Below are 25,129 nucleotides of genomic sequence, written 5' to 3'. Positions count from 1 at the left end.
GCAGGCTGAGCCGCATGACCGCGAACGATCAAGCTTCCGCTCCCCCTCCCGTGCGCCCCGCCTTCGACGCGGCCACGTGGAAGGAAATCGCTTATCTGCTGAGCAATCTGCCGGTGGCGTTGATCGGATTTGTTTACACGGTTTTCATGCTCGCAACGGCGGGCGGTCTGTCCGTGACCGCGATCGGACTGCCGTTGATCACATGCGGTCTCCTCGGTTCCCGGCAGCTCGGAAAGCTCGACCGCGTCCGGGCGCGGGCCCTGCTGGGCGTGCGGGTGGACGAGCCGACCCCGCTGCCGGGGCCGGGGCGGGCCGGCGGGTTCTTCGCCTGGCTGTGGGCCGGGCTCAAGGACCCGGTGGGCTGGCGGACCGTGCTGTACGAGCTGGTCCGGCTGCCGTGGGGAGTACTGACCTTCAGTATCGCGCTGACGGGCCTGTTCGTGCTGTGGCCGGTCCTGCCGTACGTGGTGCGCGGCCTGGCGAACGTGGACCGCGCGATGGTACGGGGCCTGCTGTCGCCCTCCGACGAGCTGGAGCGGCGCATCGCCGAGCTGGAGACCGGGCGCGGGGTCGTCGTGGACACCGCGGCCGCCGACCTGCGGCGCATCGAACGGGACCTGCACGACGGGGCCCAGGCACGCCTGGTGGCGCTCGCCATGGGGCTGGGCCTGGCCAAGGAGAAGCTGCTCGAGGACCCGGAGGGCGCGGCCGCCATGGTCGACGAGGCGCACGGCGAGGTGAAGCTGGCGCTGCGGGAGCTGCGGGACCTGGCCCGCGGGATCCACCCGGCGGTGCTGACCGACCGGGGGCTGGACGCGGCGCTGTCGTCGGTGGCCTCGCGGTGCCTGGTGCCGGTCAAGGTGCTCGTGGACCTGCCGGCGCGGCCGGCGGAGGCGATCGAGGGGATCGCGTACTTCACGGTCTCCGAGCTGCTGCAGAACGTCAGCAAGCACGCGGGGGCGCGGGGCGCGAGCGTCGAGGTGTGGCGGGCGGGCGCCCGGCTGCTGGTCCGGGTCTCCGACGACGGCCGCGGCGGAGCCAGGGCCTCCGGCGGGAGCGGGCTGGCGGGGCTGGCGGAGCGGTTGCGGGCGGTGGACGGAGTGTTCGCCGTGGACTCCCCCGAGGGGGAGGGGACGGTGGCGACGGCGGAGCTGCCGTGGCGCGACCGCGCGTAGGGGGGTGCGGGTGGCGGTGCCGGTGCCGTGCGGGCCGGTGCCGGCGGGAGAGCGCCTGCGGGTGGTGTGCCGCTGCGCGGGGTGGTGTCCCCTACCCGCCCTTCCACCGTTCCCCGGGGCTCCGCCCCGGACCCCGCGCCTCAAACGCCGGCGGGGCTGAAAGGCCCAGGAGCACCGCCCCGGACCCTGCGCCTCACACGCCGGCGGGGCTGAAAGGCCCAGGGGCTCCGCCCCGACCCGCACCGCGAACGCCCAGCGGGCTGGAGCGTGCCGGCCGGGCCGGAAGGCCACGGCTCTGCCCCGATTCCGCGCCTCGGTGCCGGGCGGGGCTGGAGCGTGCCGGCCGGGCCGGAAGGCCACGGCTCCGCCCCGATTCCGCGCCTCGGTGCCGGGCGCGGTGGGTGGGGTTATCCCCCCGGGGGAGACGCCGACTCGCCTCATGGCTCGGGCAGAGGGGCGGGCGGCAGGGTGGGAGGGTCAACGGATGAGCTGAAGGGCGGGTCGGGATCATGGGCAACGGCAAGGCGGCTGCGGTGCTACGGGCCCCGGTGGCCGCGCAGACCTGGCGCGAGTTCGCGTACCTGCTCGTCGGCCTCCCCCTCAGCACCCTGTACTTCTCGCTCGCCGTCACCGGAGTGGCCCTCGGCGCCGGGCTGCTCGTGACGTTCGTCGGGGTGCCGGTGCTGGCCGGGGCGCTGGCCATGTGCCGGGGGTTCGGGCAGGTGGAGCGGGCCCGGGTGCGCGGGATGCTGCGGGTCCCGCTCGCCGATCCGGCACCGGTCCGCCCGGCCAAGAGCGGCGCGGTGGCCATGGTCGGGGCACTGCTCAAGAGCGGCAGCGCCTGGCGGCACGCGCTGTACTCGGTGGTCCACCTGCCGTGGGCGGTGTTCGCCTTCTCGACGGCGGTGGTGCTGTGGAGCGCCGGCTGGAGCATGCTGCTGTACCCGCTGTGGTTCTGGGTCTTCCCCGCCTTCACCGACGAGCCGGGTCTGCCGGTCCTCCAGAACGGCGACTACGCCTTCTACCTCGACTCCCCCCTGTCGATCGCCGCCGCCTTCGCCGTCGGGCTGGGCCTGACGCTGGCCACCCCGTGGGTCCTGCGGGCCCTGACCACCGTGGACCGCGTCCTGGTCGGCGGGCTGCTCGGCCGGTCCCGCCTCGACGACCGGGTCAGCGAGCTGGAGTCCGACCGCGGGACGGTCGTGGACACCGCCGCCGCCGACCTGCGGCGCATCGAACGCGACCTGCACGACGGGGCGCAGGCCCGCCTGGTGGCGCTGGCCATGGACCTGGGGCTGGCGAAGGAGAAGCTCGCCGAGGACCCGCAGGCCGCCGCCCGCATGGTGGACGAAGCCCACGGCGAGGTGAAGATCGCCCTCCAGGAGCTGCGCGACCTCGCCCGGGGCATCCACCCGGCGGTGCTGACCGACCGGGGGCTGGACGCCGCCCTGTCGTCGGTGGCCTCCCGCTGCGCGGTGCCGGTGCGGGTGGAGGTGGACCTGCCGGCCCGGCCGGCGGCGGCGATCGAGGGCATCGCCTACTTCACGGTCTCCGAGCTGCTCCAGAACGTCAGCAAGCACGCCGGGGCGCGGGGCGCGCGGGTCGAGGTGTGGAAGTCCGGGGAACGGCTGCTGATCCAGGTCAGCGACGACGGGCGCGGCGGGGCGAGGCCCTCCGGCGGGAGCGGGCTGGCGGGGCTCGCGGAGCGGCTGGACGCGGTGGACGGGGTGTTCGCGGTGGACTCCCCGGAGGGGGAGGGGACGGTGGTCACGGCGGACCTCCCATGGCGTCCTGACCGCGGCTGACGGGGGTTCCTCCCGGGGCCGTCCGCCGCCTGCGGGGTGATGTGCCGCTGCGCGGAGCCGGTCCCCTCCCCGCCCTTCGCCCGTTCCCCGGGCGCTGCCCGGACCCACGCCTCAAACGCCGGCGGGGCTGCAAGACCCTGGGGCTCCGCCCCAGACCCCGCGCCTCAAACGCCGGCGGGGCTGGATGTGCCGACGCCGGTCATGCGCCTGCGGACCGTTTCCCGGGGGCCAGCCCCCGGACCCCCGCGCCTCAAACGCCGGCGAGGCTGGGTTGGGCACTCACCGGAGGGGGCGGGGGCGGGGTGGGGTGTCGTCCGGGACTAAAACGAGATGAATTCGGCGCGAGGCACCGCCCCGCACACCACACCCGGAACAGGCGCCGAACATCGAAGCCCGTCCCGGACGACACCCCACCCCGCCCCCGGCCCCGGCCCACACGCAGCCACCCCACCCGACCGCGCCCGGCCAGGGCACCGGCCCCGCCGGGACACCGGCAATCCCACACCGCCCGCCCACGCCCCCCGCTCCCCCTGGGGGCGCCCCCACCCGGCACCCCGCCCGGCCAGGGCATCGGCAAGGGTTTTGGCCATCTATTCGCTTCCTGGCCGGGATTCGCCCTCCGCCAGGGGTCCGGCTGGGATGCTTGGCCCTGCCAAGTGGGTGGACGAGTGACGCGGGAGCTGCTGGAACGTGGACGACAGGGTGCGTGTGGTCATCGCCGAGGACTCAGTGCTGCTCCGTGAGGGCCTGACCCGGCTGCTGACCGACCGGGGGCATGACGTCGTGGCCGGCGTCGGGGACGCGGAAGCCCTGCTCAAGACGGTGGCCGAGCTCGCCGCCGAGGACGCGCTGCCGGACGTCGTGGTGGCCGACGTGCGGATGCCCCCCACCCACACGGACGAAGGCGTACGCGCCGCCGTCCGCCTGCGCCGCGACTACCCCGGCATCGGGGTGCTCGTCCTGTCGCAGTACGTGGAGGAGCAGTACGCCACCGAACTGCTGGCCGGTTCCAGCACCGGCGTGGGCTACCTGCTCAAGGACCGCGTGGCCGAGGTCCGCGAGTTCCTCGACGCCGTGGTGCGCGTCGCCCGGGGCGGTACCGCGCTGGACCCGGAGGTCGTCGCCCAGCTGCTGGGGCGCAGCCGCAAGCAGGACGTCCTCGCCGGTCTGACCCCGCGCGAGCGGGAGGTACTGGGCCTGATGGCCGAAGGACGCACGAATTCCGCCGTGGCCAAGCAGCTCGTGGTGAGCGACGGAGCCGTGGAGAAGCACGTCAGCAACATCTTCATGAAGCTGGGGCTGTCCCCGAGTGACGGGGATCACCGGCGTGTACTGGCGGTCCTCACCTATCTGAGGTCCTGATGGACTGACACCCTGTCAGGCAGGACGCGCCGCTCCGGCGCGCGCCCCGGCGACCGCCGGTTGGTTTGGAATATTTCGAGTAGTGCACGACGTCTGTCGGACAGGCCGCCCCGGAAAGGGGCGGTCCAGAATGCGGGCGACCCAGGGCCGGACGACCCCGCGGACGTAGGGTTGGCTCTGGGAGCGAGCGCCCGCGCCTCGAAGGAGGTCCAGTTCAGTGACCAGCCAGGTCAGTAGCCCGGCCGAGCAGGCCGACGGGGCCGGTGGGTCCATCGGCGAGCAGCGCACCGCGCCTCAGCCCGGTGGAGCCGGCAAGGAGATCCGTCGCGTAGACCGCGTGATCATCCGTTTCGCGGGTGACTCGGGTGACGGTATGCAGCTGACGGGTGACCGTTTCACCTCGGAGACGGCGTCCTTCGGAAACGACCTCTCCACGCTGCCGAACTTCCCCGCCGAGATCCGGGCGCCTGCCGGAACCCTGCCGGGCGTGTCCTCGTTCCAGCTGCACTTCGCCGACCACGACATCCTGACCCCCGGTGACGCGCCGAACGTGCTGGTCGCGATGAATCCGGCGGCCCTGAAGGCCAACATCGCCGACGTGCCGCGCGGCGCGGAGATCATCGTCAACACCGACGAGTTCACCAAGCGGCCCATGGCCAAGGTCGGCTACGAAACCTCCCCGCTGGAGGACGGCTCCCTCTCGGCCTACAACATCCACCCGGTGCCGCTGACCACCCTGACGGTGGAGGCGCTGAAGGACTTCGGCCTCAGCCGCAAGGAGGCGGAGCGCAGCAAGAACATGTTCGCGCTGGGCCTGCTGAGCTGGATGTACCACCGCCCCACCGAGGCGACGGAGAACTTCCTGCGGCAGAAGTTCGCGAAGAAGCCGGACATCGCCGAGGCGAACATCGTCGCCTTCCGGGCCGGCTGGAACTTCGGCGAGACCACCGAGGACTTCGCCGTCTCCTACGAGGTCGCTCCCGCGACGCAGGCGTTCCCGACCGGCACCTACCGCAACATCTCCGGGAACCTGGCCCTGTCCTACGGCCTGATCGCCGCGGCCCAGCAGGCCGACCTGCCGCTCTACCTGGGCTCGTACCCGATCACCCCGGCCTCGGACATCCTGCACGAGCTGTCGAAGCACAAGAACTTCGGCGTGCGGACCTTCCAGGCCGAGGACGAGATCGCCGGCATCGGCGCCGCGCTCGGCGCGGCCTTCGGCGGCTCGCTCGCCGTCACCACCACCTCGGGCCCGGGCGTGGCCCTGAAGTCGGAGACCATCGGCCTGGCCGTGTCCCTGGAGCTGCCGCTCCTGATCGTGGACATCCAGCGCGGCGGCCCCTCCACCGGCCTGCCCACCAAGACCGAGCAGGCCGACCTCCTCCAGGCCATGTACGGCCGCAACGGCGAGGCCCCCGTCCCGATCGTCGCCCCGCGCACCCCGGCGGACTGCTTCGACGCCGCACTGGACGCGGCCCGGATCGCCCTCACCTACCGGACGCCGGTCTTCCTGCTCTCCGACGGGTATCTCGCCAACGGCTCCGAGCCCTGGCGGATCCCCGACGTGGCCGACCTCCCCGACCTCACGGTCCAGTTCGCGACGGCCCCGAACCACACGCTGGCCGACGGCACCGAGGTGTTCTGGCCCTACAAGCGCGACCCGCAGACCCGGGCCCGCCCGTGGGCGGTGCCGGGCACGCCGGGCCTGGAGCACCGGATCGGCGGGATCGAGAAGCAGGACGGCACGGGCAACATCTCCTACGACCCGGCCAACCACGACTTCATGGTCCGCACCCGCCAGGCCAAGATCGACGGCATCGAGGTCCCGGACCTGGACGTCGACGACCCGGACGGCGCCCGCACCCTCGTCCTGGGCTGGGGCTCCACCTACGGCCCCGTCACCGCCGCCGTCCGCCGCCTGCGCCGGCACGGAACCCCGATCGCGCAGGCCCACCTGCGCCACCTCAACCCCTTCCCGAGGAATCTCGGAGAGGTCCTGAAGCGTTACGACAAGGTAGTGGTGCCCGAGATGAACCTCGGGCAGCTGGCCACCCTGATCCGGGCGAGGTACTTGGTCGACGCCCAGTCGTACAACCAGGTCAACGGAATGCCCTTCAAGGCGGAGCAGCTCGCGAAGGTTCTCGAGGAGGCCATCAATGACTGAGGTGACCGACGCCCCCACCCTGCTGTCCCTGGTCCCCAAGGCCGAGGCGAAGCAGTCGATGAAGGACTTCAAGTCGGACCAGGAGGTCCGGTGGTGTCCGGGCTGCGGTGACTACGCGGTCCTGGCCGCCGTACAGGGCTTCATGCCCGAGCTCGGCCTCGCCCGGGAGAACATCGTCTTCGTCTCCGGCATCGGCTGCTCCTCCCGCTTCCCGTACTACATGAACACCTACGGGATGCACTCCATCCACGGCCGCGCCCCCGCCATCGCCACCGGCCTGGCCACCTCCCGCCGGGACCTCTCCGTCTGGGTCGTCACCGGCGACGGCGACGCCCTCTCCATCGGCGGCAACCACCTCATCCACGCCCTGCGCCGCAACGTCAACCTCAAGATCCTCCTCTTCAACAACCGGATCTACGGCCTCACCAAAGGCCAGTACTCCCCCACCTCGGAACTCGGCAAAATCACCAAGTCCACCCCCATGGGCTCCCTCGACGCCCCCTTCAACCCCGTCTCCCTCGCCCTCGGAGCCGAAGCCTCCTTCGTCGCGCGCACCATCGACTCCGACCGCCGACACCTCACCGAAGTCCTGCGCCAGGCCGCCGACCACCCCGGCACCGCCCTCGTCGAGATCTACCAGAACTGCAACATCTTCAACGACGGCGCCTTCGACGCCCTCAAGGACCAGGACCAGGCCCAGGACGCGGTCATCCGCCTCGAACACGGCCGGCCCATCCGCTTCGGCGCCGGCGACACCAAGGGCGTCATCCGCAACCCCGGCACCGGTGACCTCGAAGTCGTCGAGGTCACCCCGCAGAACGAAGCACAGATCCTCACCCACGACGCCCACGCCGCCAGCCCCACCACGGCCTTCGCCCTCTCCAGGCTCGCCGACCCCGACACCCTCCACCGGACACCCGTCGGCGTCTTCCGGAGCGTGCAGCGGCCCGTCTACGACACCCTGATGGCCGACCAGCTCGACACCGCCGTCGACCAGCACGGCAAGGGTGACCTGGCAGCCCTGCTCGCCGGCTCCGACACGTGGACCGTGGTCGGCTAGGCACACCGCCCGACCGGCCGACCGGTGACCGACAGCCCGGACCCGCTCCAGGGTCCGGGCTTCGTCGTATCCCCACCCGGGTGTCATGAGCATCTCCCTGAGACGGGCATGACAGCGGCGCCGTACGGCGCTACCGTCGTTGAGGTTGTGAGATTGGCTGGAAGTCGCACTGGAGGCCCCGTGAAGGCGGAGAACGAACAGCGCACGGGTCTGCTCTACGGATTCGGCGCATATGGGATGTGGGGGCTCGTCCCCCTCTTCTGGCCCCTCATCAAGCCTTCCGGGGCGATCGAGATCCTCGCCCACCGCATGGTCTGGTCGCTGGGTGCCGTCGGGATCGCGCTCCTCGCGCTGCGGCGCTGGGGGTGGATCAGCGAAATGGTGCGCCACCCGCGCAAACTCGGGCTGACGGCGCTGGCCGCCACCGTGATCAGCGTGAACTGGGGCCTGTACATCTGGGCGGTCAACAACGGCCAGGTCGTCGAGGCCAGCCTCGGCTACTTCATCAACCCGCTGGTCACCATCGCCATCGGCGTCCTGGTGCTGGGCGAGCGGCTGCGCCGGGCCCAGTGGGCGGCGGTGGGGATCGGCTTCGCCGCCGTACTGGTCCTGGCCGTCGGCTACGGGCGGCCCCCGTGGATCTCGCTGACGCTGGCCTTCTCCTTCGCCACCTACGGGCTGATCAAGAAGAAGCTCGACATGGGCGGACTGGAGTCGCTGGCCGCCGAGACGGCCCTGCAGTTCCTGCCCGCCCTCGGCTACCTGCTGTGGCTGGGAGTCCAGGGGCGGTCGACCTTCGCCTCGGAGGGGCTCGGACACTCCGCGCTGCTCGCCGCGACGGGGCTGGTCACCGCGATCCCCCTGGTCTGCTTCGGGGCGGCCGCGATCCGGGTGCCGCTGTCCACGCTGGGACTGCTCCAGTACCTGGCCCCGCTGTTCCAGTTCGCGCTCGGGGTCGTCTACTTCCACGAGGCGATGCCGCCCGAGCGGTGGGCCGGCTTCTCGCTGGTCTGGGCCGCGCTGGTGCTGCTGACCTGGGACGCCCTGCGGACCGCCCGGCGCTCCAGGGCCCTGCTCGCCGAGGCGGCCGCCGCCGCCCGGCCGCCGGCGCCGAGCCGCGAGCCCGCGTAACCGCACGCCCCTGCACCACACGATCCCCGGTACGGAACATCCGTACCGGGGATCGTCCGTTTTCCGAACGCCCCTGACCGGATTGTGGTCTTGACGGATAGTCATACTCTCGCTGACCATCAGGCTCGCACTGACGCACCACGCTCACCTGCACGATTCCCGCACGTTCCGTCTCATCCCCAACGGATCATCCCAAACGGAATCCCGGAGCCCCCACATGAGCCTGTCCGTCTCCCGGCGTCTCGCCGCCGCGTCCGCACTCGCGGTCGCGGGGCTGCTGTCCGCCACGTCCCCCGCCGCGCTCGCGGCCCCCACGGCCGTCACGGCAGCGCCGACGCCGCCCGACATCCCGCTGGCCAACGTCAAGGCCCACCTGTCACAGCTCCAGACCATCGCCACCAACAACGGCGGCAACCGAGCCCACGGCCGGGCCGGCTACAAGGCCTCGATCGACTACGTGAAGGGCAAGCTGGACGCGGCGGGCTTCACCACCACGCTCCAGACCTTCACCTCCAGCGGCGCCACCGGCTACAACCTGATCGCCGACTGGCCGGGCGGCGACCCGAACTCGGTCCTGATGTCCGGCTCGCACCTGGACTCGGTGACCTCGGGCCCCGGCATCAACGACAACGGCTCCGGCTCGGCGGCCGTCCTGGAGACGGCGCTCGCGGTGTCCCGCGCGAACCTCCAGCCGACCAAGCACCTGCGCTTCGGCTGGTGGGGCGCGGAGGAGCTGGGCCTCGTCGGCTCGAAGTACTACGTCAACAGCCTGCCGGCGACGGAGAAGGCGAAGATCTCCGGCTACCTGAACTTCGACATGATCGGCTCGCCGAACCCGGGCTACTTCGTCTACGACGACGACCCGACGATCGAGCAGACCTTCAAGAACTACTACGCGGGCCTCGGCATCCCCACCGAGATCGAGACCGAGGGCGACGGCCGCTCCGACCACGCGCCGTTCAAGTCCGCCGGGATCCCGGTCGGCGGCCTGTTCTCCGGCGCGGACTACACCAAGACGGCCGCGCAGGCCCAGAAGTGGGGCGGCACCTCCGGTCAGGCCTTCGACCGCTGCTACCACTCCTCCTGCGACACCACGGCGAACATCAACGACACCGCCCTGGACCGCAACGCCGACGCCATCGCCTACGCGGTCTGGAACCTGGGGGCGGCCACCCCCGTCCCGCCCGGCCAGTCCTTCGAGAACACCGCGGACGTGACCATCCCGGACTCCCCGGCCGCCGCGGTGACCTCGCCGATCACGGTCTCGGGCGTCGCGGGCAACGCCCCGGCCACCACCAAGGTGGACGTGAACATCGTCCACACCTACCGCGGTGACCTCCAGATCGACCTGGTCGCCCCGGACGGGACGGCGTACCGGCTGAAGAACTCCAGCAGCTCGGACTCGGCGGACAACGTGGTGGCGAGCTACACGGTGAACGCGTCGAGCGAGGTCGCCAACGGCGTCTGGAAGCTCCAGGTCAAGGACGTGGCCGCGCAGGACGTCGGCTACATCAACAGCTGGAAGATCACCTTCTGACGGGACCGGACGACGGCCCGCCGGGTCCTGGACGGCCCCGGCCCCGGACGGCTCCGGTCCTCGACGGCACTAGTCCTCCCCCGCTCCGGCGTGACCCGACTGGATCACGCCGGACAGGGGGTCCTGGATGCGGGCGCGCAGCTCCTGGGCGACCGCCGAGACGTCCGCCCGGCCCAGCTTCGCGGCCTCCACCAGGTCGCCCAGCTCCTCCGGCGAGGGCAGCTGCTTCGCCCCGGCCACCCGCAGGTACGAGCGGGTCGCGGCGGCGGCGTAGAACTCGTTCATCGGCGATTCCAGCGCCGGGCAGACGGCGAGCGTGTGCAGGAAGGCCGCCGCCCGCCAGGCGGTGTCGGGGGCGGGCTGCTCCGGGACCATCACCAGGTCGTTCTGGTGCCGGGCGACGGCAGCGGCCACCCCGGAGGGGTCCCACACGGCGGGATCCGACGGCAGATGGTGGGCCAGTGCGGTCCAGGCCCACTCCATGGTGATCTTCAATTGCCGAACCGCTCCTGGAAGTAGCCCCAGTGGTCGGCGAACTCCTCGATGCCCGTGAGGAACGTCTTGCGGTCCTCGTCGAGTTCGCGTTCCGTGACCTCGGTGATGAGCGCGGTGACCGTCGTACCCAGCGCCGCCGCGCGCGCCTTCAGGCGTTCGTGGAACTCTTCGTCCAGGCGGATGGTGACGTGTCTCGACATGTCCATCACGGTACAGCGGCCGCGCTGTACGCAGGAGGGGAACGGCACAAGGGTGGCCGGGGACACAGGTCCCCGGCCACCCCCGGCGGTGCTGCGGCTACTTCGCGGAGTCGGCCGTCCTCACCAGCTGGTCCTTGGTGACCGCACCGACGTAGACCTTGCCGTCGTCCGTGATCAGCGCGTTGACCAGGCGGGTGGAGAAGAACCGGCCCTCGCCGAACTTCCCGGAGACCTTGTCCCCGAGGGAGTTCAGGAACTGCTTGGCCTCCTTCGGCGCGTTCTTGTCGTTCTCCAGGTCCTTCAGGGACATCCCGGACGCGCCGGCCCCCGAGTCGATCCGCGCCACCGTGGACCAGCCCTCGCCAAGGACCTTTACCTCGCCCTTGCCGTCCGCCCCGCCGGCCAGGGCGCCGAGGCCGGGGAAGGACTCCAGCGCCTTGAGCGGCTTGTCCTCCTTCCCGTCCTTGCCGTGCTCCGAGCCCTCCGTCACCTTGGCGCCCTTCGGCGGGGCGAAGGCGAAGGCGTCCGCGGCCGGCTTGGCGAAGTCCACCTGGGTGAAGCCCGCGTCCACGATCGGCTTGCCGCCCTGGCTGGACAGCAGCCGGACCCGCAGCGGCACGCCGTTCCCGGCGTCCACCGCGATCTGCACCGAGCCGACGGTGGAGCCGCCCTGCTTGGGCTTGAGGACCAGCTGGTAGGCGTCGCGCCCGGCGACCTGCGCGGTGTCGCCGACGCTGATGTCGGTGGTGGGGCCGGCGGCCTTGAGGACCTCCTGCGCCAGCTCCTGCGGCGAGGCCGCGAGGCGGTCGGCGGCCTTCCCGTGCTCCTGGCCCGCGGCGTCCCGCCCGCCCTTCTCGTGGAAGGCCTCGTTGGACTTGGAGTCGTAGCCCCAGACGTCCTCACCGTTGTGGACGAGGGTGTACTCGTCCTTGCCGTCGAGGAAGGTCACCTTCTGGCGGTCCGGGCCGTCGGCCGCGACCCGGAAGGTGTGCGTGCCGTTCGCCAGCTGCGCGATCTTGTCCTGCGGGTCGGCCGACCCGCCCGCCATGCCGCCGCCGCCGAGCAGCCCGGAGGCCAGCTGGGGCAGACCCAGATCGGTGGTGATCTTGGCGGTGCCGGAGAGCTGCTCCACGTCGGAGGCCGCGACCTTCTCGATCAGCTGCTGCGCCGTCACCTTGGGCAGGTCCGGTCCGCCGGCGTTGGCGAAGGCCGGGACCATCGCCACGGTCGCCGCCGCGACCCCCGCCACGGCGACCGGTACGGCGTACCGGGCGGCCTTGCGCGAGGTCTTCGTGTTCGCTGCCATGTCAGTCCCTGCCCTCTGTGTCCACGGCGGCGACCCCCGTGTCGCCGCGCTCACCCGATCCGGTGGGGTTCTCGATGGCTCCATCTGACCAAAACGGGGAGCCCGGGGCGTCAGCCCCCGGAATCAACTCCGCGTACGACCGTGGGATGACATGGGAAGGGCCCCCGCTCCGCGACCCGTAGGGGTCCCCGGGCCGCGGGGGCCCTTCCACTGCCAGGGGCGCCGGTCAGCCCGCGCGGTGGACCACCGCGTCGCACAGCTCCTCCAGCGCCGACTTCGCGAAGCACTCCGGCAGCGGGGCGAGCGTGGCGCGCGCGTCCTCCGCGTACTGGATGGTGTCGCGGCGGGCCTGCTCCAGCGCGGGGTGCACCCGCAGCCGGGCGAGGACCTCGGCGTGCCGGGCGTCGTCCGTGAGGTCCCCGTCGAGCAGGGCCACGAGCTCCAGGTCCTCGGGGCGGCGGTCCCGCTCGGCCGTCTCGCGCAGCCGCAGCACGGGCAGGGTCGGGATGCCCTCGCGCAGGTCGGTGCCGGGGGTCTTGCCGGACTCGTGCGAGTCGGAGGCGATGTCGAGGACGTCGTCCGCGAGCTGGAAGGCGGTGCCGAGGCGCTCGCCGTACTGGGTCAGGATGTCGACGACGGACTCGTCGGCGCCGGACATCAGCGCGCCGAAGCGGCCGGAGACGGCGATCAGCGAGCCGGTCTTGCCGGCGATGACGTCCAGGTAGTGCGCGACCGGGTCGCGGCCGTCGCGCGGACCGGCCGTCTCCAGGATCTGGCCGGTCACGAGCCGCTCGAAGGCCTCGGCCTGGATGCGCACGGCCTCCGGCCCGAGGTCCGCGAGGATGTGCGACGCACGGGCGAACAGGAAGTCACCCGTCAGGACCGCCACGGAGTTGCCCCAGCGGGTGTTGGCGCTCTCCACCCCGCGGCGCACGTCCGCCTCGTCCATGACGTCGTCGTGGTACAGCGTCGCCAGGTGGGTGAGCTCCACGACCACCGCGGACGGCACGATCCCGGGCGCGTAGGGATCGCCGAAGCGGGAGGCCAGCATCACCAGCAGCGGCCGGAAGCGCTTGCCCCCGGCGCGCACCAGATGCTGCGCGGCCTCGGTGATGAAGGGGACTTCGCTCTTGGTGGCCTCCAGCAGACCCGCCTCGACGGCGGCCAGTCCGGCCTGGACATCGGTCTCAAGAGCCTGGTCCCGCACGCTCAGTCCGAACGGCCCGACGACGGTCACGAGGGGTACTCCTGTCTGCTGACGATCACGCTGACGATCACATGGATTGTCGATGTGTCGCTGCCATCACTCAAGCCAGCGTATCCGGTCTGTTTTCGATCACCGAGAGGGCCTGTCCGGTTGCCGCGCACGCGCGGTCCGATCCGTCCCGGTATGTTCGGTGGGAGCCGAAACAACCGGAGCATCTGTTTTGTCCAGAACTGCTACCTCCGTGGTCGAGTCCAGGCAGGCCCCGCCGGACGGGCGGCCCTCCGCGCGCCGCCAGATCCGCCCGTTCCGCCGCGGGCGTCAACCCCGGCGGCCGTGCCGCGCCCGCCGCCCGGCGGGCACCGGCCGGTTGACGACGGGCCGTTTCGCGCCGCCCGGGCCGTCGCGGATCCGGCCCTCGCGGGTCCGGCCGTGGCGGTCCGGACCGCGCGCCGGCCGGGTCCCGGCCGCGCCGTACGGGGCGTCCCGTCCACCACTGAGGGGCCGGTGAAGGAATCCCGATGATCATCCGTACCGACTTCCCGTACGCGACCGCCCGCGAGGATGTCCGGATCCCGACGCCGGACGGGGTGGATCTGTACGCCCGCATCTGGCGCCCGGTGACGGACGAGCCCGTTCCCGCCCTGCTGGAGTACCTCCCGTACCGGCTGACCGACGGGACCGCGCCGCGCGACGGGCAGCGCCACCCCTGGTACGCCGGGCACGGCTACGCCTCCGTACGGGTGGACGTGCGCGGCCACGGCTGCAGCGGGGGCCGGCCCGGGGACGCGTACGACGCCCGCGAACTGGCCGACGGGGTCGCGGTGGTGGAATGGCTGGCCGCGCAGCCGTGGTGCACGGGTGCGGTGGGGATGTTCGGCATCGGCTGGGGCGGGTGCAACAGCCTCCGGATCGCCGCGCTCGCCCCGAAGGCGCTGAAGGCCGTCGTCACCGTCTGCTCGACGGACGACCGCTACGACGACGACGGCCACTACATGGGCGGCTCCGTGCTGGCCGTGGACATGCACGCCCGGGCCGCCGCCCTGCTGGCCTTCGCCTCCCGCCCGCCGGACCCGCTCCACGTCGGCGACGGCTGGCGCGAGCAGTGGCTGGACCGGCTGGAGGGCGTGGAGCCCCTGATCCACACCTGGCTCTCGCACCAGACCCGCGACGCCTACTGGCGCCACGGCAGCGTCTGCGAGGACTACGCGGCGATCGGCGCGGCGGTGCTCGCGGTGGGCGGCTGGCACGACCCCCACCGGGACGCGGTGCTGCGGCTGGTCTCCCACCTGCCCGCCTCCCGGGTGCGGGGCCTGATCGGGCCGTGGTCACAGCAGTACCCCGACCGGGAACGGCCGCCGGGACCGGCGATCGGCTTCCTCCAGGAGACCCTGCGCTGGTGGGACCACTGGCTGAAGGGCGACGACAACGGGGTGATGGACGAGCCGCTGCTGCGCGCCTGGATCAGCGGCTCGCACCCGCCCGCGACCGCCTACGAGCGGCTGCCGGGCCGCTGGGCCGGCGAGAAGGCGTGGCCGTCGCCCTCCGTCGTGCCCGTCTCGTACGGGCTCCAGGGCGCGCCGGTGGCGGTGGCCTCGCCGCAGCACACCGGGCTGGACGCCGGGCGGTTCTCCCCCTCGGGCAACGAAGCCGACCTGCCGCCGGACCAGCGGGAGGAGGACGCGAAGTCGGCCTGCTTCGAGTTCCCGGTCGCGCCGGGTGAACCGGTGGAGATCCTGGGCCGGCCGTCGGTGACGCTGCGGCTGCGGATGGACGTCCCGTACGGGCAGGTGGTGGCGCGGCTGTGCGACGTCGCCCCCGACGGGGCGTCGACGCTGGTCACGCGCGGGGCGCTGAACCTCTCGGCGCGGCAGGGGCGGGAGCGGGCGGTGCCGTGGCGGGTGGGCGCGTACGAGGACGTCACCTTCGAACTGAACGGCATCGGCCACTCCTTCTCCCCGGGCCACCGGATCCGGCTCGCGCTGTCCTCCGCGTACTGGCCGTGGATCTGGCCGCGGGCCGGCTCCGAGGCGGGCTGGACCCTCGACCCGGGGGGCAGCACGCTGGAACTGCCGGTCCGCGCGGCCTCCTCCCTCGACGGGCAGATCGCCTTCGGGGCGCCGGAGCAGGCGGAGCCGCCGGCGGTGGTCCATCCGGAGACCCTGGACGATCCGCGTCCGGAACGCGTCGTCGTACGGGACGTCGCCCGCGGCCTCTGGCGGCTGGAAGTGGACCCCCGGTCCGGGGGGACGCGGGTGTACCCGGACGGGCTGGAGTACGAGGAGGACGCGGAGGAGTCGTACGAGATCCGGTCCGCGGACGCGCTGTCCGCGCGGACGGGCTCGCGGTGGCGGATCCGGCTGCACCGGGCGGAGCTGGGGTGGGACGCGCGGGTGGAGACCCGGTCGGAGATCTCGTGCGACGAGGGCGGCTTCGTGACGGTGAACGAGGTCGTCTGCCGCGAGGGCGAGGAGGTCCTCTTCCACCGCACCTGGGAGCGCCGCCTCCCCCGCGCGGCGGGCTGAGCCCGTCCGGCTCGGCCGTGCCCGGCTTCCCCGGCTCCGCGCCGCGGCCGGACCTCCGGCCGTCGGACCGGGACGGGGCCGCGGGCGGGTGCCCGCCTGCGGGGGGGGTGCCGCTGCGCGGGGCTGGTCCCCTGCCCGCCCTTCCCCCGTTCCCCGGGGCTCCGCCCCGGACCCCGCGCCTCAAACGCCGACGAGGCTGGGTCTGCCTGCGCCGGCCCCCAGCCGCCCCGTGGCCCCGCCGCGGCGTCGACGGACGGAGTCCGGCGCAGCGGGCCGAAGCCCGGGAAGCGCGCCAGCGCTGAGCGGTGCGAGGACCGCGTCAAGAGGGTCCGTACAGCCGTTCCAGGACGACCGCGATGCCGTCCGCCTCGTTCGACAGCGTCACCTCGTCGGCGACGGCGACCAGTTCGCGGTGCGCGTTCGCCATCGCCACCCCGTGCGCTGCCCACGCGAACATCGGGACGTCGTTCGGCATGTCGCCGAAGGCGATCGTCGACTCCGCCCCCACCCCCAGGGCCGACGCCGCCCGCGCGAGCCCACTGGCCTTGTCGATGCCCGGTGGCTGGAGTTCCACCGTGTGCTCCCCCGCCATCGTGACGTTCACCAGCTCCCCGACCACCGACCGCGCCACCCGCGTCAGTTCGTCGTCGTCCAGCCGCGGATGCTGGAGCAGCACCTTGTTGATCGGTGACGACCACAAGTCGCCACGCCCCCGCACGCGGACCATCGGCAGGTGCGGGTGCGGCATCCGGTAGCCCGGCCCCACCAGCATCTCCGCGTCCACCCCCTCCTGGTTGACCGCCACGTACACCTCGCCGATCTCCGCCTCGATCTTGCCGAGGGCCACCTCGGCCAGGCCCCGGTCCATCGCGACGGAGTGCAGCAGGATTCCGCGCGCCGCGTCGTACACCTGCGCTCCCTGCCCGCACACCGCGAGCCCCGTGTAGCCGAGGTCGTCCAGGACGTGCCGGATCTGTGGGACCGGGCGGCCGGTGACGACGATGTGGCGGGCGCCGGCCGCGCGCGCCGTCGCGAGCGCCGCGCCGGAGCGGGGGGAGACGGTGTCACCGGCGCACAGCAGAGTCCCGTCCAGGTCGGTGGCGATCAAGGCATAGGGGAGGGCGGAAGTCACGGCGCCAAGGATACGGACCCCCTTGGACAAGTCCTACAAATAGCGCCCTAATCCGGCCTCCCACAGACCCCACACGCCACGTAACGTGTCAACCAGCCCCCGGGACACCCCCCGGCCCCCCTCGAAAGCGAGGCAGCACCCCATGCCCCAGCAGAGCCCCCTCGACGTCCCCGAGGGCGACCCGTTCGGGCCGCACAACCTCCCCTACGGCGTGTTCTCCACTCCGGCGGAGCCGCAGCGCCGCCGGGTCGGCGTGCGCCTCGGCGGGTACGTGCTCGACGCGGGGGCCGTCGCCGTCGCGCTCGGCTCCCCCTACGCCGGGGTCCTCGCCCAGGGTTCGCTCAACCCGCTGCTGGCCGCCGGCCGCACCGCCTGGCGCGACGTGCGCCGCGCGCTGACCGCCTGGGTCACCGACCCCGGGCACCGCGAGACGGTCGAGCCGCACCTGCTGCCGCTGGACGCCGTCGCGCTGCACCTGCCGTACGAGGTCGCGGACTACGTCGACTTCTACGCGAGCGAGCACCACGCCACCAACGTCGGACGGATCTTCCGCCCCGACGGGGACGCGCTCACCCCCAACTGGAAGCACCTGCCCATCGGTTACCACGGCCGCTCGGGCACGATCGTGGTCTCCGGGACGGACGTGGTGCGGCCTTCCGGGCAGCGCAAGGCCCCCGCCGACCCGGCGCCGGTCTTCGGTCCGTCGGTGAAGCTCGACATCGAGGCCGAGGTCGGCTTCGTCGTCGGCACCCCCTCGGAGCTGGGCCGTCCGGTCGCGCTCGGCGACTTCGAGGAGCACGTCTTCGGGCTGTTCCTCCTCAACGACTGGTCCGCGCGCGACATCCAGGCCTGGGAGTACGTACCGCTCGGCCCCTTCCTCGGCAAGTCCTTCGCCACCTCCGTCTCCGCCTGGGTGACCCCCCTGGAGGCCCTGGACGCGGCCCGCGTCGCGCCGCCCGCCCGGGACTTCCCGCTGCTGCCCTACCTCGACGACGCCGACGTCGACCGCCCCGGCGGCTTCGACCTGCGCATCACGGTCTCCGTCAACGGGCAGGAGGTCGCCCGGCCGCCGTTCGCCTCGATGTACTGGACCGCCGCCCAGCAGCTGGCCCACATGACCGTCAACGGCGCCTCGCTGCGCACCGGCGACGTGTTCGGCTCCGGCACGGTCAGCGGCCCCGAGGTCGACCAGCGCGGCTCGCTGCTGGAGCTCACCTGGAACGGCCGCGACGCCATCGAGCTCGCCGACGGCAAGCGCACCTTCCTGGAGGACGGGGACACCGTCACCCTCACCGCCTGGGCGCCGGGCGCCGACGGCACCCGCGTGGGCCTCGGCGAGGTCACCGGCCGCATCACGGCCTCCCGGTAGCCCGGAGACGGGAGCGGCGGGTCTCCCCCGCCGCCCCCGGATACTCCGCCCGCGCCGCCTGAGTGGCGGGGGCCCGGGGCCGCGGTGACGCTGCTGGCATGGCCTCTCGTACCGCACAGCTCGCCCCCCTGGCCCTCGCGGCCACCGCCTCCCTCGCCCTCGGCGCCGCCCCCGCCGCACCGGCCTCCCCCCCGGCCGCGCCCGCCGCCCAACTGGCCGCGTCCTACCGCGCCACCGCCAAGTACCACCGGCACGAGGCGGCCGTCGCCGCCGGCTACGTCCCCGACCAGTACTGCGTCGTCAACCCGGGCGACGGCGGCGGGGCCCTCGGCTACCCGCACTTCAACCACGCCTACGACGGCTCCACCGACCCCCAGAAGCCCACCGCCCTGCTCTACGAGGGGGACGGCGCGGGGCACTGGCGCCTGGCCGGCCTCGAATGGATGGTCGTGGACCGCGACGGCCGCATCGACACCGACGACGACCGCCCCTCCCTGTTCGGGGAGCCGTTCCGCGGCCCGCTTCCCGCCCGCTACAAGGGCCAGAAGGTCCACTACTCGCTCCACCTGTGGCTGTGGAAGGACAACCCGTCCGGGCGGTTCGAGCCCTTCAACCCGTCGGTGACCTGCCGTCCCGGCACCACCAGGCCGCGCCCCGCCACGCCCTCCACCGCGTAGCGCGGCGCCGCCCCCCGTTCGGATCCCCGCCGCGTGCGGGGCCCCCGCCGTCCCGGGATGGTGGACGAAAGCCCCTCCGGGACCGGCCCCGAACACCAGGAGCTCCCATGTCCGTACCCCGCAGCCCCAAGGCCCTGCTGGCCTGCGCCGTCGCCGGCGCGTCCCTGCTCCTGGCCGCCCTGCCGCCGGCGCAGGCGGTGGAGGGCCCGGCGCCCGACCCCCGCAACCCGCAGGCGATGCGCGACATGGCCACGGCGATCGCGGTGACCGCGAAGTACGTCGACGAGCAGCAGGCCCTCAAGGACGGGTACGTCCCGCACGGCCAGGAGTGCATGACCAACCCGTTCGGGGTCGGCACGATGGGCTACCACTACGTCAAGGAGTCCAACTGGGGTTCGACGGACCCCGCCAGGCCGACCGCGCTCCTCTACAGCACCGCCAAGGACCGCCACGGCCGCCGCAAGCTCCAGACGGTGGAGTGGATGTCCGCCGACCGGGACCAGGACCTGAAGACCACCGACGACCGGCCCACCATGTTCGGGCTGCCCTTCGACGGCCCCATGCCCGGCCACTGGGCGGGCATGCCCAAGCACTACGACCTCCACATGTGGGCGTACCGGGAGAACCCGGCCGGCCGCTTCCACAACTGGAACCCCGGGCTGAGCTGCCCCCCGAAGGCCCCCGGCGCGGCGGCCGCCACCCCGGCGGCCGCGTCGCACGCGCACGGGCACTAGGCACCGCCCGGACCGCCCCCGCACGGCGCAGGGCCCGGCCCCCCGAGGGGGCCGGGCCCTGGCGTCCGTACGGACCGGGTCAGCGGACGAAGGTGCTCGCCTGTCCCGCCAGGTCCAGGAAGTACTGCGGGGCCAGGCCGAGGACCAGGGTGACCGCGACGCCCACCGCGATGGTGGTCATGGTCAGCGGCGAGGGCACGGCCACCGTCGGGCCGTCGGCCTTCGGCTCGCTGAAGAACATGAGCACGATCACCCGGATGTAGAAGAACGCGGCGATCGCCGACGAGACGACACCGACCACCACCAACGCCCCGGCGCCGCCCTCCGCGGCCGCCTTGAACACCGCGAACTTCCCGGCGAAGCCGGACGTCAGCGGGATGCCGGCGAAGGCCAGCAGGAACACCGCGAAGACGGCCGCGGTGAGCGGCGAGCGCCGCCCCAGGCCCGCCCACTTCGACAGGTGCGTCGCCTCGCCGCCCGCGTCGCGCACCAGCGTGACCACCGCGAAGGCGCCGATGGTCACGAAGGAGTAGGCCGCCAGGTAGAAGAGGACGGACTTGACGCCCTCCTCGGACGTGGCGATCACACCGGCCAGGATGAAGCCGGCGTGCGCGATGGAGGAGTACGCCAGCAGCCGCTTCACGTCGGTCTGGGTCACGGCGATCACCGCTCCCGCGAGCATCGTGACGATCGCGACGCCCCACATCACCGGCCGCCAGTCCCACCGCAGCCCCGGCAGGACCACGTACAGCAGCCGCAGCAGCGCGCCGAAGGCGGCCACCTTGGTCGCCGCCGCCATGAAGCCGGTGACCGGGGTCGGGGCGCCCTGGTAGACGTCCGGGGTCCACATGTGGAAGGGGACCGCGCCGACCTTGAACAGCAGGCCCATGAGGATGAGCGCGCCGCCGATGAGCAGCAGCGCGTCGTTGCCCATGGTGGACGCCAGCGCCGGGTCGATCCGGGTGACGGTGCCGTCCACCACGTCGGCGATGACCGCGTAGGAGACCGAGCCGGCGTAGCCGTAGAGCAGTGCGATGCCGAAGAGGAGGAACGCCGAGGAGAACGCGCCGAGCAGGAAGTACTTGACGGCGGCCTCCTGCGACATCAGCCGCTGGCGGCGGGCGAGGGCGCAGAGCAGGTACAGCGGGAGGGAGAAGACCTCCAGGGCGACGAACAGCGTCAGCAGGTCGTCGGCGGCCGGGAAGATCAGCATGCCGGAGACCGCGAACAGGGCGAGCGGGAACACCTCGGTGGTGGTGAAACCGGCCTTGACGGCGGCCTTCTCGCTGTCGCTGCCCGGGACGGACGCGGCCTGGGCGGCGAAGGAGTCCACCCGCTTGCCGTGCGCCATCGGGTCGAGGCGGCGCTCGGCGAAGGTGAACACCGCGACGAGGGAGGCGAGCAGGATGGTGCCCTGGAGGAAGAGCGCCGGGCCGTCCACCGCGATGGCGCCCATGGCCGCGATGTGCGCCTTGGTGCTCCCGTACCCGCCGGCCGCGAGGCCGACGACCGCCGCGAAGGCCGAGGCCAGGGCGGCGACGGCGAGGAACACCTGGACGTAGTAGCGGGACCTGCGCGGGACGAAGGCCTCGACGAGGACGCCGAGGACGGCCGCGCCCACCACGATCAGCGTGGGCGCGAGCTGCGCGTACTCGATGTGCGGGGCCGGGATCCGGTCGGCCGGTCCGTTGGCCGCCAGCGTCAGCAGGTGCTGGGATGCGATCACTTGGCCGCCTCCACGTTCTGGATGGACAGCTCGGGCTTCGGGTCCGTCTGCTTCACGTCCGACATGGTGTGCTCCACCGCCGGGTTGACGATGTCGGTGAGCACCTTGGGGTAGACGCCCAGCCCGATCAGCAGGGCGATCAGCGGGGCGACCACCAGCAGTTCCCGTGCGCGCAGGTCCGGCATGGCGCGGACCCCCTCCTTGACGGGGCCGGTCATGGTGCGCTGGTAGAGGACCAGCGTGTACAGGGCGGCCAGCACGATCCCGATGGTGGCGATGATGCCGATGACCGGGTAGCGGGCGAAGGTGCCGACCAGGACCAGGAACTCGCTGACGAAGGGGGCGAGGCCCGGCAGGGACAGGGTGGCGAGGCCGCCGATCAGGAAGGTGCCGGCGAGGACCGGGGCGACCTTCTGCACGCCGCCGTAGTCGGCGATGAGCCGCGAGCCGCGCCGGGAGATCAGGAAGCCGGCTACCAGCATCAGCGCCGCCGTGGAGATCCCGTGGTTGACCATGTAGAGCGTGGCGCCTGACTGGCCCTGGGAGGTCATCGCGAAGATGCCCAGGATGATGAAGCCGAAGTGCGAGATCGACGCGTAGGCGATCAGCCGCTTGATGTCCCGCTGGCCGACCGCGAGCAGCGCGCCGTAGACGATGCTGATCAGGGCCAGGACGAGGATCGCCGGGGTGGCCCACTTGCTGGCCTCGGGGAAGAGCCCGAGGCAGAAGCGGAGCATCGCGAAGGTGCCGACCTTGTCGACGATCGCGGTGATCAGGACCGCGACCGGGGCGGTGGCCTCGCCCATCGCGTTGGGCAGCCAGGTGTGCAGCGGCCACAGCGGGGCCTTCACCGCGAAGGCGAAGAAGAAGCCGAGGAAGAGCAGCCGCTCGGTGTTGGTGGCCATGTCGAGCGTGCCCGCGGCGCGGGCGGCGGTGATCTCCTGGAGCGAGAAGTTCCCGGCGACCACGTACAGCCCGATGACGGCGGCCAGCATGATCAGGCCGCCGGCCAGGTTGTAGAGGAGGAACTTGACGGCCGCGTACGAGCGCTGCGCGGCGGCGTTCTCGTCCGTTCCGGCGTGCGCCCGGTCCCCGAAGCCGCCGATGAGGAAGTACATCGGGATGAGCATGGCTTCGAAGAAGATGTAGAAGAGGAAGACGTCGGTGGCCTCGAAGGAGATCACCACCATCGCCTCGACCAGCAGGATCAGGGCGAAGAAGCCCTGGGTGGGCCGCCAGCGGGAGGAGGCGGTCTCCAGGGGGTCGGCGTCGTGCCAGCCGGCCAGGATCACGAAGGGGATCAGCAGGGCGGTGAGCGCGATGAGCGCCACGCCGATGCCGTCGACGCCCAGTTCGTAGCGGACGCCGAAGTCGGCGATCCAGGCGTGGGACTCGGTGAGCTGGTAGCGCTTGCCACCGGGCTCGAAGCGGACCGCGACCAGCACGGCCAGGGCCAGTGTGGCCAGCGAGAAGAGCAGCGCGAGCCATTTGGCGACGGTCCTGCGGGCGGCCGGGACGGCCGCCGTCAGGACCGCGCCGGCCGCGGGTACCGCGGCCGTCACCGTCAGAAGCGGGAAACTCATTTCACACCGCCCTCATCAGCAGGGTCGCGGCGATCAGGATCGCCGTGCCCCCGAACATCGAGACCGCGTAGCTGCGGGCGTAGCCGTTCTGCAGCTTGCGCAGCCGGCCCGAGAGTCCGCCGACCGAGGCGGCCGTGCCGTTGACCACTCCGTCGACGAGGCTGTGGTCGACGTACACCAGGGAGCGGGTCAGGTGCTCTCCGCCCCGTACGAGGACCACGTGGTTGAAGTCGTCCTGGAACAGGTCCCGACGGGCCGCCCGGGTGAGGAACGAGCCGCGCGGGGCGACGACGGGGACGGGCCGGCGGCCGTACACGGCCCAGGCGAGGGCCACGCCGACGACCAGGACCACCATGGTGGAGGCGGTCACCGTCATGGCGCTGACCGGTGGGTGGCCGTGCTCGTACCCGGTGACGGGCTCCAGCCAGTTCAGGAAGCGCTCGCCGATCTCGAAGAAGCCGCCCGCGAAGACCGAGCCGAAGGCCAGCACGATCATGGGGATGGTCATGGACTTCGGCGACTCGTGCGGGTGCGGCATCCGTCCCGCCCGGTGCTCGGCGGCCGGTTCGGCGCTCGGCGTCCCGTCGGCGTCGGGCGCGGGCTGCCAGCGCTTCTCGCCGAAGAAGGTGAGGAGCATGACCCGGGTCATGTAGAAGGCGGTGATGCCGGCGCCCAGCAGGGCGACCCCGCCGAGGATCCAGCCCTGGGTGCCGCCCTTGGCGAAGGCCGCCTCGATGATCATGTCCTTGGAGAAGAAGCCGGACAGGCCGGGGAAGCCGATGATCGCGAGGTACCCGAGGCCGAAGGTGACGAAGGTGACCGGCATGTAGGTGCGCAGGCCGCCGTACTTGCGCATGTCGACCTCGTCGTTCATCCCGTGCATGACGGAGCCCGCGCCGAGGAAGAGGCCGGCCTTGAAGAAGCCGTGCGTCACCAGGTGCATGATCGCGAAGACGTAGCCGACCGGGCCGAGGCCGGCGGCGAGGATCATGTAGCCGATCTGCGACATCGTGGAGCCGGCGAGGGCCTTCTTGATGTCGTCCTTCGCGCAACCGACGATCGCACCGAAGAGCAGGGTCACCGCACCGACGACGGTGGTGACGAGCTGCGCGTCCGGTGCCCCGTCGAAGATCACGCCCGAGCGGACGATCAGGTAGACGCCCGCGGTGACCATGGTGGCGGCGTGGATGAGGGCGGAGACCGGGGTCGGGCCCTCCATCGCGTCACCGAGCCAGGACTGCAGCGGGACCTGCGCCGACTTGCCGCAGGCCGCCAGCAGCAGCATCAGGCCGATCGCGGTCAGCCTGCCCTCCGAGGCGTCGCCCGCGGAGGCGAACACCGGCCCGAAGGCGAACGTCCCGAAGGTGGTGAACATCAGCATGATCGCGATCGACAGGCCGATGTCGCCGACCCGGTTGACCAGGAAGGCCTTCTTCGCGGCGGTGGCCGCGCTGGGCTTGTGCTGCCAGAAGCCGATCAGGAGGTACGAGGCGAGGCCGACGCCCTCCCAGCCGAAGTACAGCAGCAGGTAGTTGTCGGCGAGGACGAGCAGCAGCATCGCCGCGACGAACAGGTTGAGGTAGCCGAAGAAGCGGCGGCGGCGCTCGTCGTGCTCCATGTACCCGATCGAGTACACGTGGATGAGCGTGCCCACCCCGGAGATCAGCAGGACGAAGGTCATCGACAGCTGGTCCAGCTGGAAGGCGATGTCCGCCTGGAAGCCCTCCACCGGCACCCAGCTGAACAGGTGCTGGGCCAGGGCCCGGTCCTCGGCGCCGCGCCCGAGCATGCCGGCGAACAGGACGACGCCGATGCCGAACGAGACGGCCGCGAGCAGGGTGCCGATCCAGTGGCCGGCCTTGTCGAGGCGCCGGCCGCCGCACAGCAGCACCACCGCTCCGAGCAGGGGCGCCGCCACCAGCAGCGCAATCAGATTCTCCACTG

The 25,129-nt window shown here is 72.3% G+C and carries 19 protein-coding genes; 11 read left to right on the top strand and 8 right to left on the bottom strand.

Going from position 1 to position 25,129, the window contains the following annotated elements; translation table 11 throughout:
* Positions 1 to 14 precede the first annotated feature (14 nt).
* The 7 genes from ACZ501_RS05770 to ACZ501_RS05740 all read left to right on the top strand — a co-directional run bounded on the left by ACZ501_RS05770 (position 15) and on the right by ACZ501_RS05740 (position 10,234).
* Positions 15 to 1,175 (top strand): sensor histidine kinase, encoded by a 1,161-nt coding sequence (locus ACZ501_RS05770; protein WP_362458725.1) that lies wholly within the window; start codon positions 15 to 17, stop codon positions 1,173 to 1,175.
* Positions 1,176 to 1,684: 509 nt separating this feature from the next.
* A complete protein-coding gene (locus ACZ501_RS05765) occupies positions 1,685 to 2,980 on the top strand; it encodes a sensor histidine kinase (protein ID WP_468792890.1) in 1,296 nt (431 codons plus the stop codon).
* A 702-nt stretch (positions 2,981 to 3,682) separates the two neighbouring features.
* Positions 3,683 to 4,342 carry a response regulator transcription factor gene (locus ACZ501_RS05760; protein ID WP_361608429.1) on the top strand — a complete coding sequence of 220 codons (660 nt, stop codon included), beginning with the start codon at positions 3,683 to 3,685 and terminating at the stop codon, positions 4,340 to 4,342.
* A 217-nt stretch (positions 4,343 to 4,559) separates the two neighbouring features.
* Complete coding sequence (locus ACZ501_RS05755; protein WP_361608427.1) at positions 4,560 to 6,506, top strand: 2-oxoacid:acceptor oxidoreductase subunit alpha; 1,947 nt, start codon at positions 4,560 to 4,562, stop codon at positions 6,504 to 6,506.
* On the top strand, positions 6,499 to 7,566 hold the full coding sequence (locus ACZ501_RS05750) for a 2-oxoacid:ferredoxin oxidoreductase subunit beta (protein ID WP_361608425.1): 1,068 nt from the start codon (positions 6,499 to 6,501) through the stop codon (positions 7,564 to 7,566). Before ACZ501_RS05755 ends, ACZ501_RS05750 begins: the two co-directional genes overlap by 8 nt.
* A 180-nt stretch (positions 7,567 to 7,746) precedes the next feature.
* Positions 7,747 to 8,697, top strand: a complete 951-nt coding sequence (gene rarD, locus ACZ501_RS05745) for an EamA family transporter RarD (protein WP_361608423.1) — start codon at positions 7,747 to 7,749, stop codon at positions 8,695 to 8,697.
* Positions 8,698 to 8,914: 217 nt separating this feature from the next.
* Entirely contained in the window at positions 8,915 to 10,234 is a 1,320-nt protein-coding gene (locus ACZ501_RS05740; protein ID WP_361608421.1) for a M28 family metallopeptidase, read from the top strand.
* Positions 10,235 to 10,303: 69 nt separating this feature from the next.
* Here ACZ501_RS05740 and ACZ501_RS05735 read toward each other — a convergent pair whose 3' ends face one another.
* From ACZ501_RS05735 to ACZ501_RS05720, 4 genes are all read right to left on the bottom strand, one after another.
* The gene (locus ACZ501_RS05735) at positions 10,304 to 10,729 is read right to left on the bottom strand and encodes a hypothetical protein (protein ID WP_361608419.1); all 426 of its coding nucleotides are present in this window, start codon (positions 10,727 to 10,729) and stop codon (positions 10,304 to 10,306) included.
* Complete coding sequence (locus tag ACZ501_RS05730; protein ID WP_361608417.1) at positions 10,726 to 10,929, bottom strand: hypothetical protein; 204 nt, start codon at positions 10,927 to 10,929, stop codon at positions 10,726 to 10,728. Before ACZ501_RS05730 ends, ACZ501_RS05735 begins: the two co-directional genes overlap by 4 nt.
* A 97-nt stretch (positions 10,930 to 11,026) precedes the next feature.
* Positions 11,027 to 12,235 (bottom strand): LolA-like protein, encoded by a 1,209-nt coding sequence (locus ACZ501_RS05725; RefSeq protein ID WP_468792887.1) that lies wholly within the window; start codon positions 12,233 to 12,235, stop codon positions 11,027 to 11,029.
* A 226-nt stretch (positions 12,236 to 12,461) separates the two neighbouring features.
* Positions 12,462 to 13,472: a polyprenyl synthetase family protein gene (locus ACZ501_RS05720; RefSeq protein WP_361608413.1), complete on the bottom strand. Its 1,011-nt coding sequence runs from the start codon at positions 13,470 to 13,472 to the stop codon at positions 12,462 to 12,464.
* Between the two features lie 488 nt (positions 13,473 to 13,960).
* On the opposite strand from ACZ501_RS05720, the gene ACZ501_RS05715 reads away from it, so the two are divergent.
* Complete coding sequence (locus tag ACZ501_RS05715; RefSeq protein WP_361608411.1) at positions 13,961 to 15,964, top strand: CocE/NonD family hydrolase; 2,004 nt, start codon at positions 13,961 to 13,963, stop codon at positions 15,962 to 15,964.
* Positions 15,965 to 16,283: 319 nt separating this feature from the next.
* On the opposite strand, the gene ACZ501_RS05710 is transcribed toward ACZ501_RS05715, so the two are convergent.
* Positions 16,284 to 17,096 carry an HAD family hydrolase gene (locus tag ACZ501_RS05710; RefSeq protein WP_361603066.1) on the bottom strand — a complete coding sequence of 271 codons (813 nt, stop codon included), beginning with the start codon at positions 17,094 to 17,096 and terminating at the stop codon, positions 16,284 to 16,286.
* A 142-nt stretch (positions 17,097 to 17,238) separates the two neighbouring features.
* Here ACZ501_RS05710 and fahA point away from each other — a divergent pair, with 142 nt between their 5' ends.
* The 3 genes from fahA to ACZ501_RS05695 all read left to right on the top strand — a co-directional run bounded on the left by fahA (position 17,239) and on the right by ACZ501_RS05695 (position 19,876).
* On the top strand, positions 17,239 to 18,465 hold the full coding sequence (gene fahA, locus ACZ501_RS05705) for a fumarylacetoacetase (RefSeq protein WP_361603063.1): 1,227 nt from the start codon (positions 17,239 to 17,241) through the stop codon (positions 18,463 to 18,465).
* A 98-nt stretch (positions 18,466 to 18,563) separates the two neighbouring features.
* A complete protein-coding gene (locus tag ACZ501_RS05700) occupies positions 18,564 to 19,142 on the top strand; it encodes a hypothetical protein (protein ID WP_468792885.1) in 579 nt (192 codons plus the stop codon).
* Positions 19,143 to 19,249: 107 nt separating this feature from the next.
* On the top strand, positions 19,250 to 19,876 hold the full coding sequence (locus ACZ501_RS05695) for a hypothetical protein (RefSeq protein WP_468792882.1): 627 nt from the start codon (positions 19,250 to 19,252) through the stop codon (positions 19,874 to 19,876).
* 79 nt (positions 19,877 to 19,955) lie between these two features.
* On the opposite strand, the gene nuoN is transcribed toward ACZ501_RS05695, so the two are convergent.
* The 3 genes from nuoN to nuoL are packed head-to-tail and all read right to left on the bottom strand — an operon-like array spanning position 19,956 to position 25,127.
* Positions 19,956 to 21,602, bottom strand: coding sequence for an NADH-quinone oxidoreductase subunit NuoN (nuoN, locus tag ACZ501_RS05690; RefSeq protein WP_468792879.1), 1,647 nt, complete (start codon positions 21,600 to 21,602; stop codon positions 19,956 to 19,958).
* On the bottom strand, positions 21,599 to 23,185 hold the full coding sequence (locus ACZ501_RS05685; protein ID WP_468792877.1) for an NADH-quinone oxidoreductase subunit M: 1,587 nt from the start codon (positions 23,183 to 23,185) through the stop codon (positions 21,599 to 21,601). Before ACZ501_RS05685 ends, nuoN begins: the two co-directional genes overlap by 4 nt.
* A 1-nt stretch (position 23,186) precedes the next feature.
* Positions 23,187 to 25,127 carry an NADH-quinone oxidoreductase subunit L gene (gene nuoL, locus ACZ501_RS05680; RefSeq protein ID WP_361603048.1) on the bottom strand — a complete coding sequence of 647 codons (1,941 nt, stop codon included), beginning with the start codon at positions 25,125 to 25,127 and terminating at the stop codon, positions 23,187 to 23,189.
* Positions 25,128 to 25,129: the final 2 nt, after the last annotated feature.

The organism is Streptomyces sp. NPDC034085 (assembly GCF_055575555.1).
Note: the sequence above shows the minus strand (reverse complement) of the source record. Positions and strands in the feature narration are given on the sequence as shown.

Bases quoted from the DNA above. Each gene is read 5' to 3' on its own strand.
- ACZ501_RS05770 (WP_362458725.1), top strand. From the start codon at position 15: ATGACCGCGAACGATCAAGCTTCCGCTCCCCCTCCCGTGCGCCCCGCC.
- ACZ501_RS05765 (WP_468792890.1), top strand. From the start codon at position 1,685: ATGGGCAACGGCAAGGCGGCTGCGGTGCTACGGGCCCCGGTGGCCGCG.
- ACZ501_RS05750 (WP_361608425.1), top strand. From the start codon at position 6,499: ATGACTGAGGTGACCGACGCCCCCACCCTGCTGTCCCTGGTCCCCAAG.
- ACZ501_RS05740 (WP_361608421.1), top strand. From the start codon at position 8,915: ATGAGCCTGTCCGTCTCCCGGCGTCTCGCCGCCGCGTCCGCACTCGCG.
- ACZ501_RS05730 (WP_361608417.1), bottom strand. From the start codon at position 10,929: ATGTCGAGACACGTCACCATCCGCCTGGACGAAGAGTTCCACGAACGC.
- ACZ501_RS05725 (WP_468792887.1), bottom strand. From the start codon at position 12,235: ATGGCAGCGAACACGAAGACCTCGCGCAAGGCCGCCCGGTACGCCGTA.
- ACZ501_RS05715 (WP_361608411.1), top strand. From the start codon at position 13,961: ATGATCATCCGTACCGACTTCCCGTACGCGACCGCCCGCGAGGATGTC.
- fahA (WP_361603063.1), top strand. From the start codon at position 17,239: ATGCCCCAGCAGAGCCCCCTCGACGTCCCCGAGGGCGACCCGTTCGGG.
- ACZ501_RS05700 (WP_468792885.1), top strand. From the start codon at position 18,564: ATGGCCTCTCGTACCGCACAGCTCGCCCCCCTGGCCCTCGCGGCCACC.
- ACZ501_RS05695 (WP_468792882.1), top strand. From the start codon at position 19,250: ATGTCCGTACCCCGCAGCCCCAAGGCCCTGCTGGCCTGCGCCGTCGCC.
- ACZ501_RS05685 (WP_468792877.1), bottom strand. From the start codon at position 23,185: ATGAGTTTCCCGCTTCTGACGGTGACGGCCGCGGTACCCGCGGCCGGC.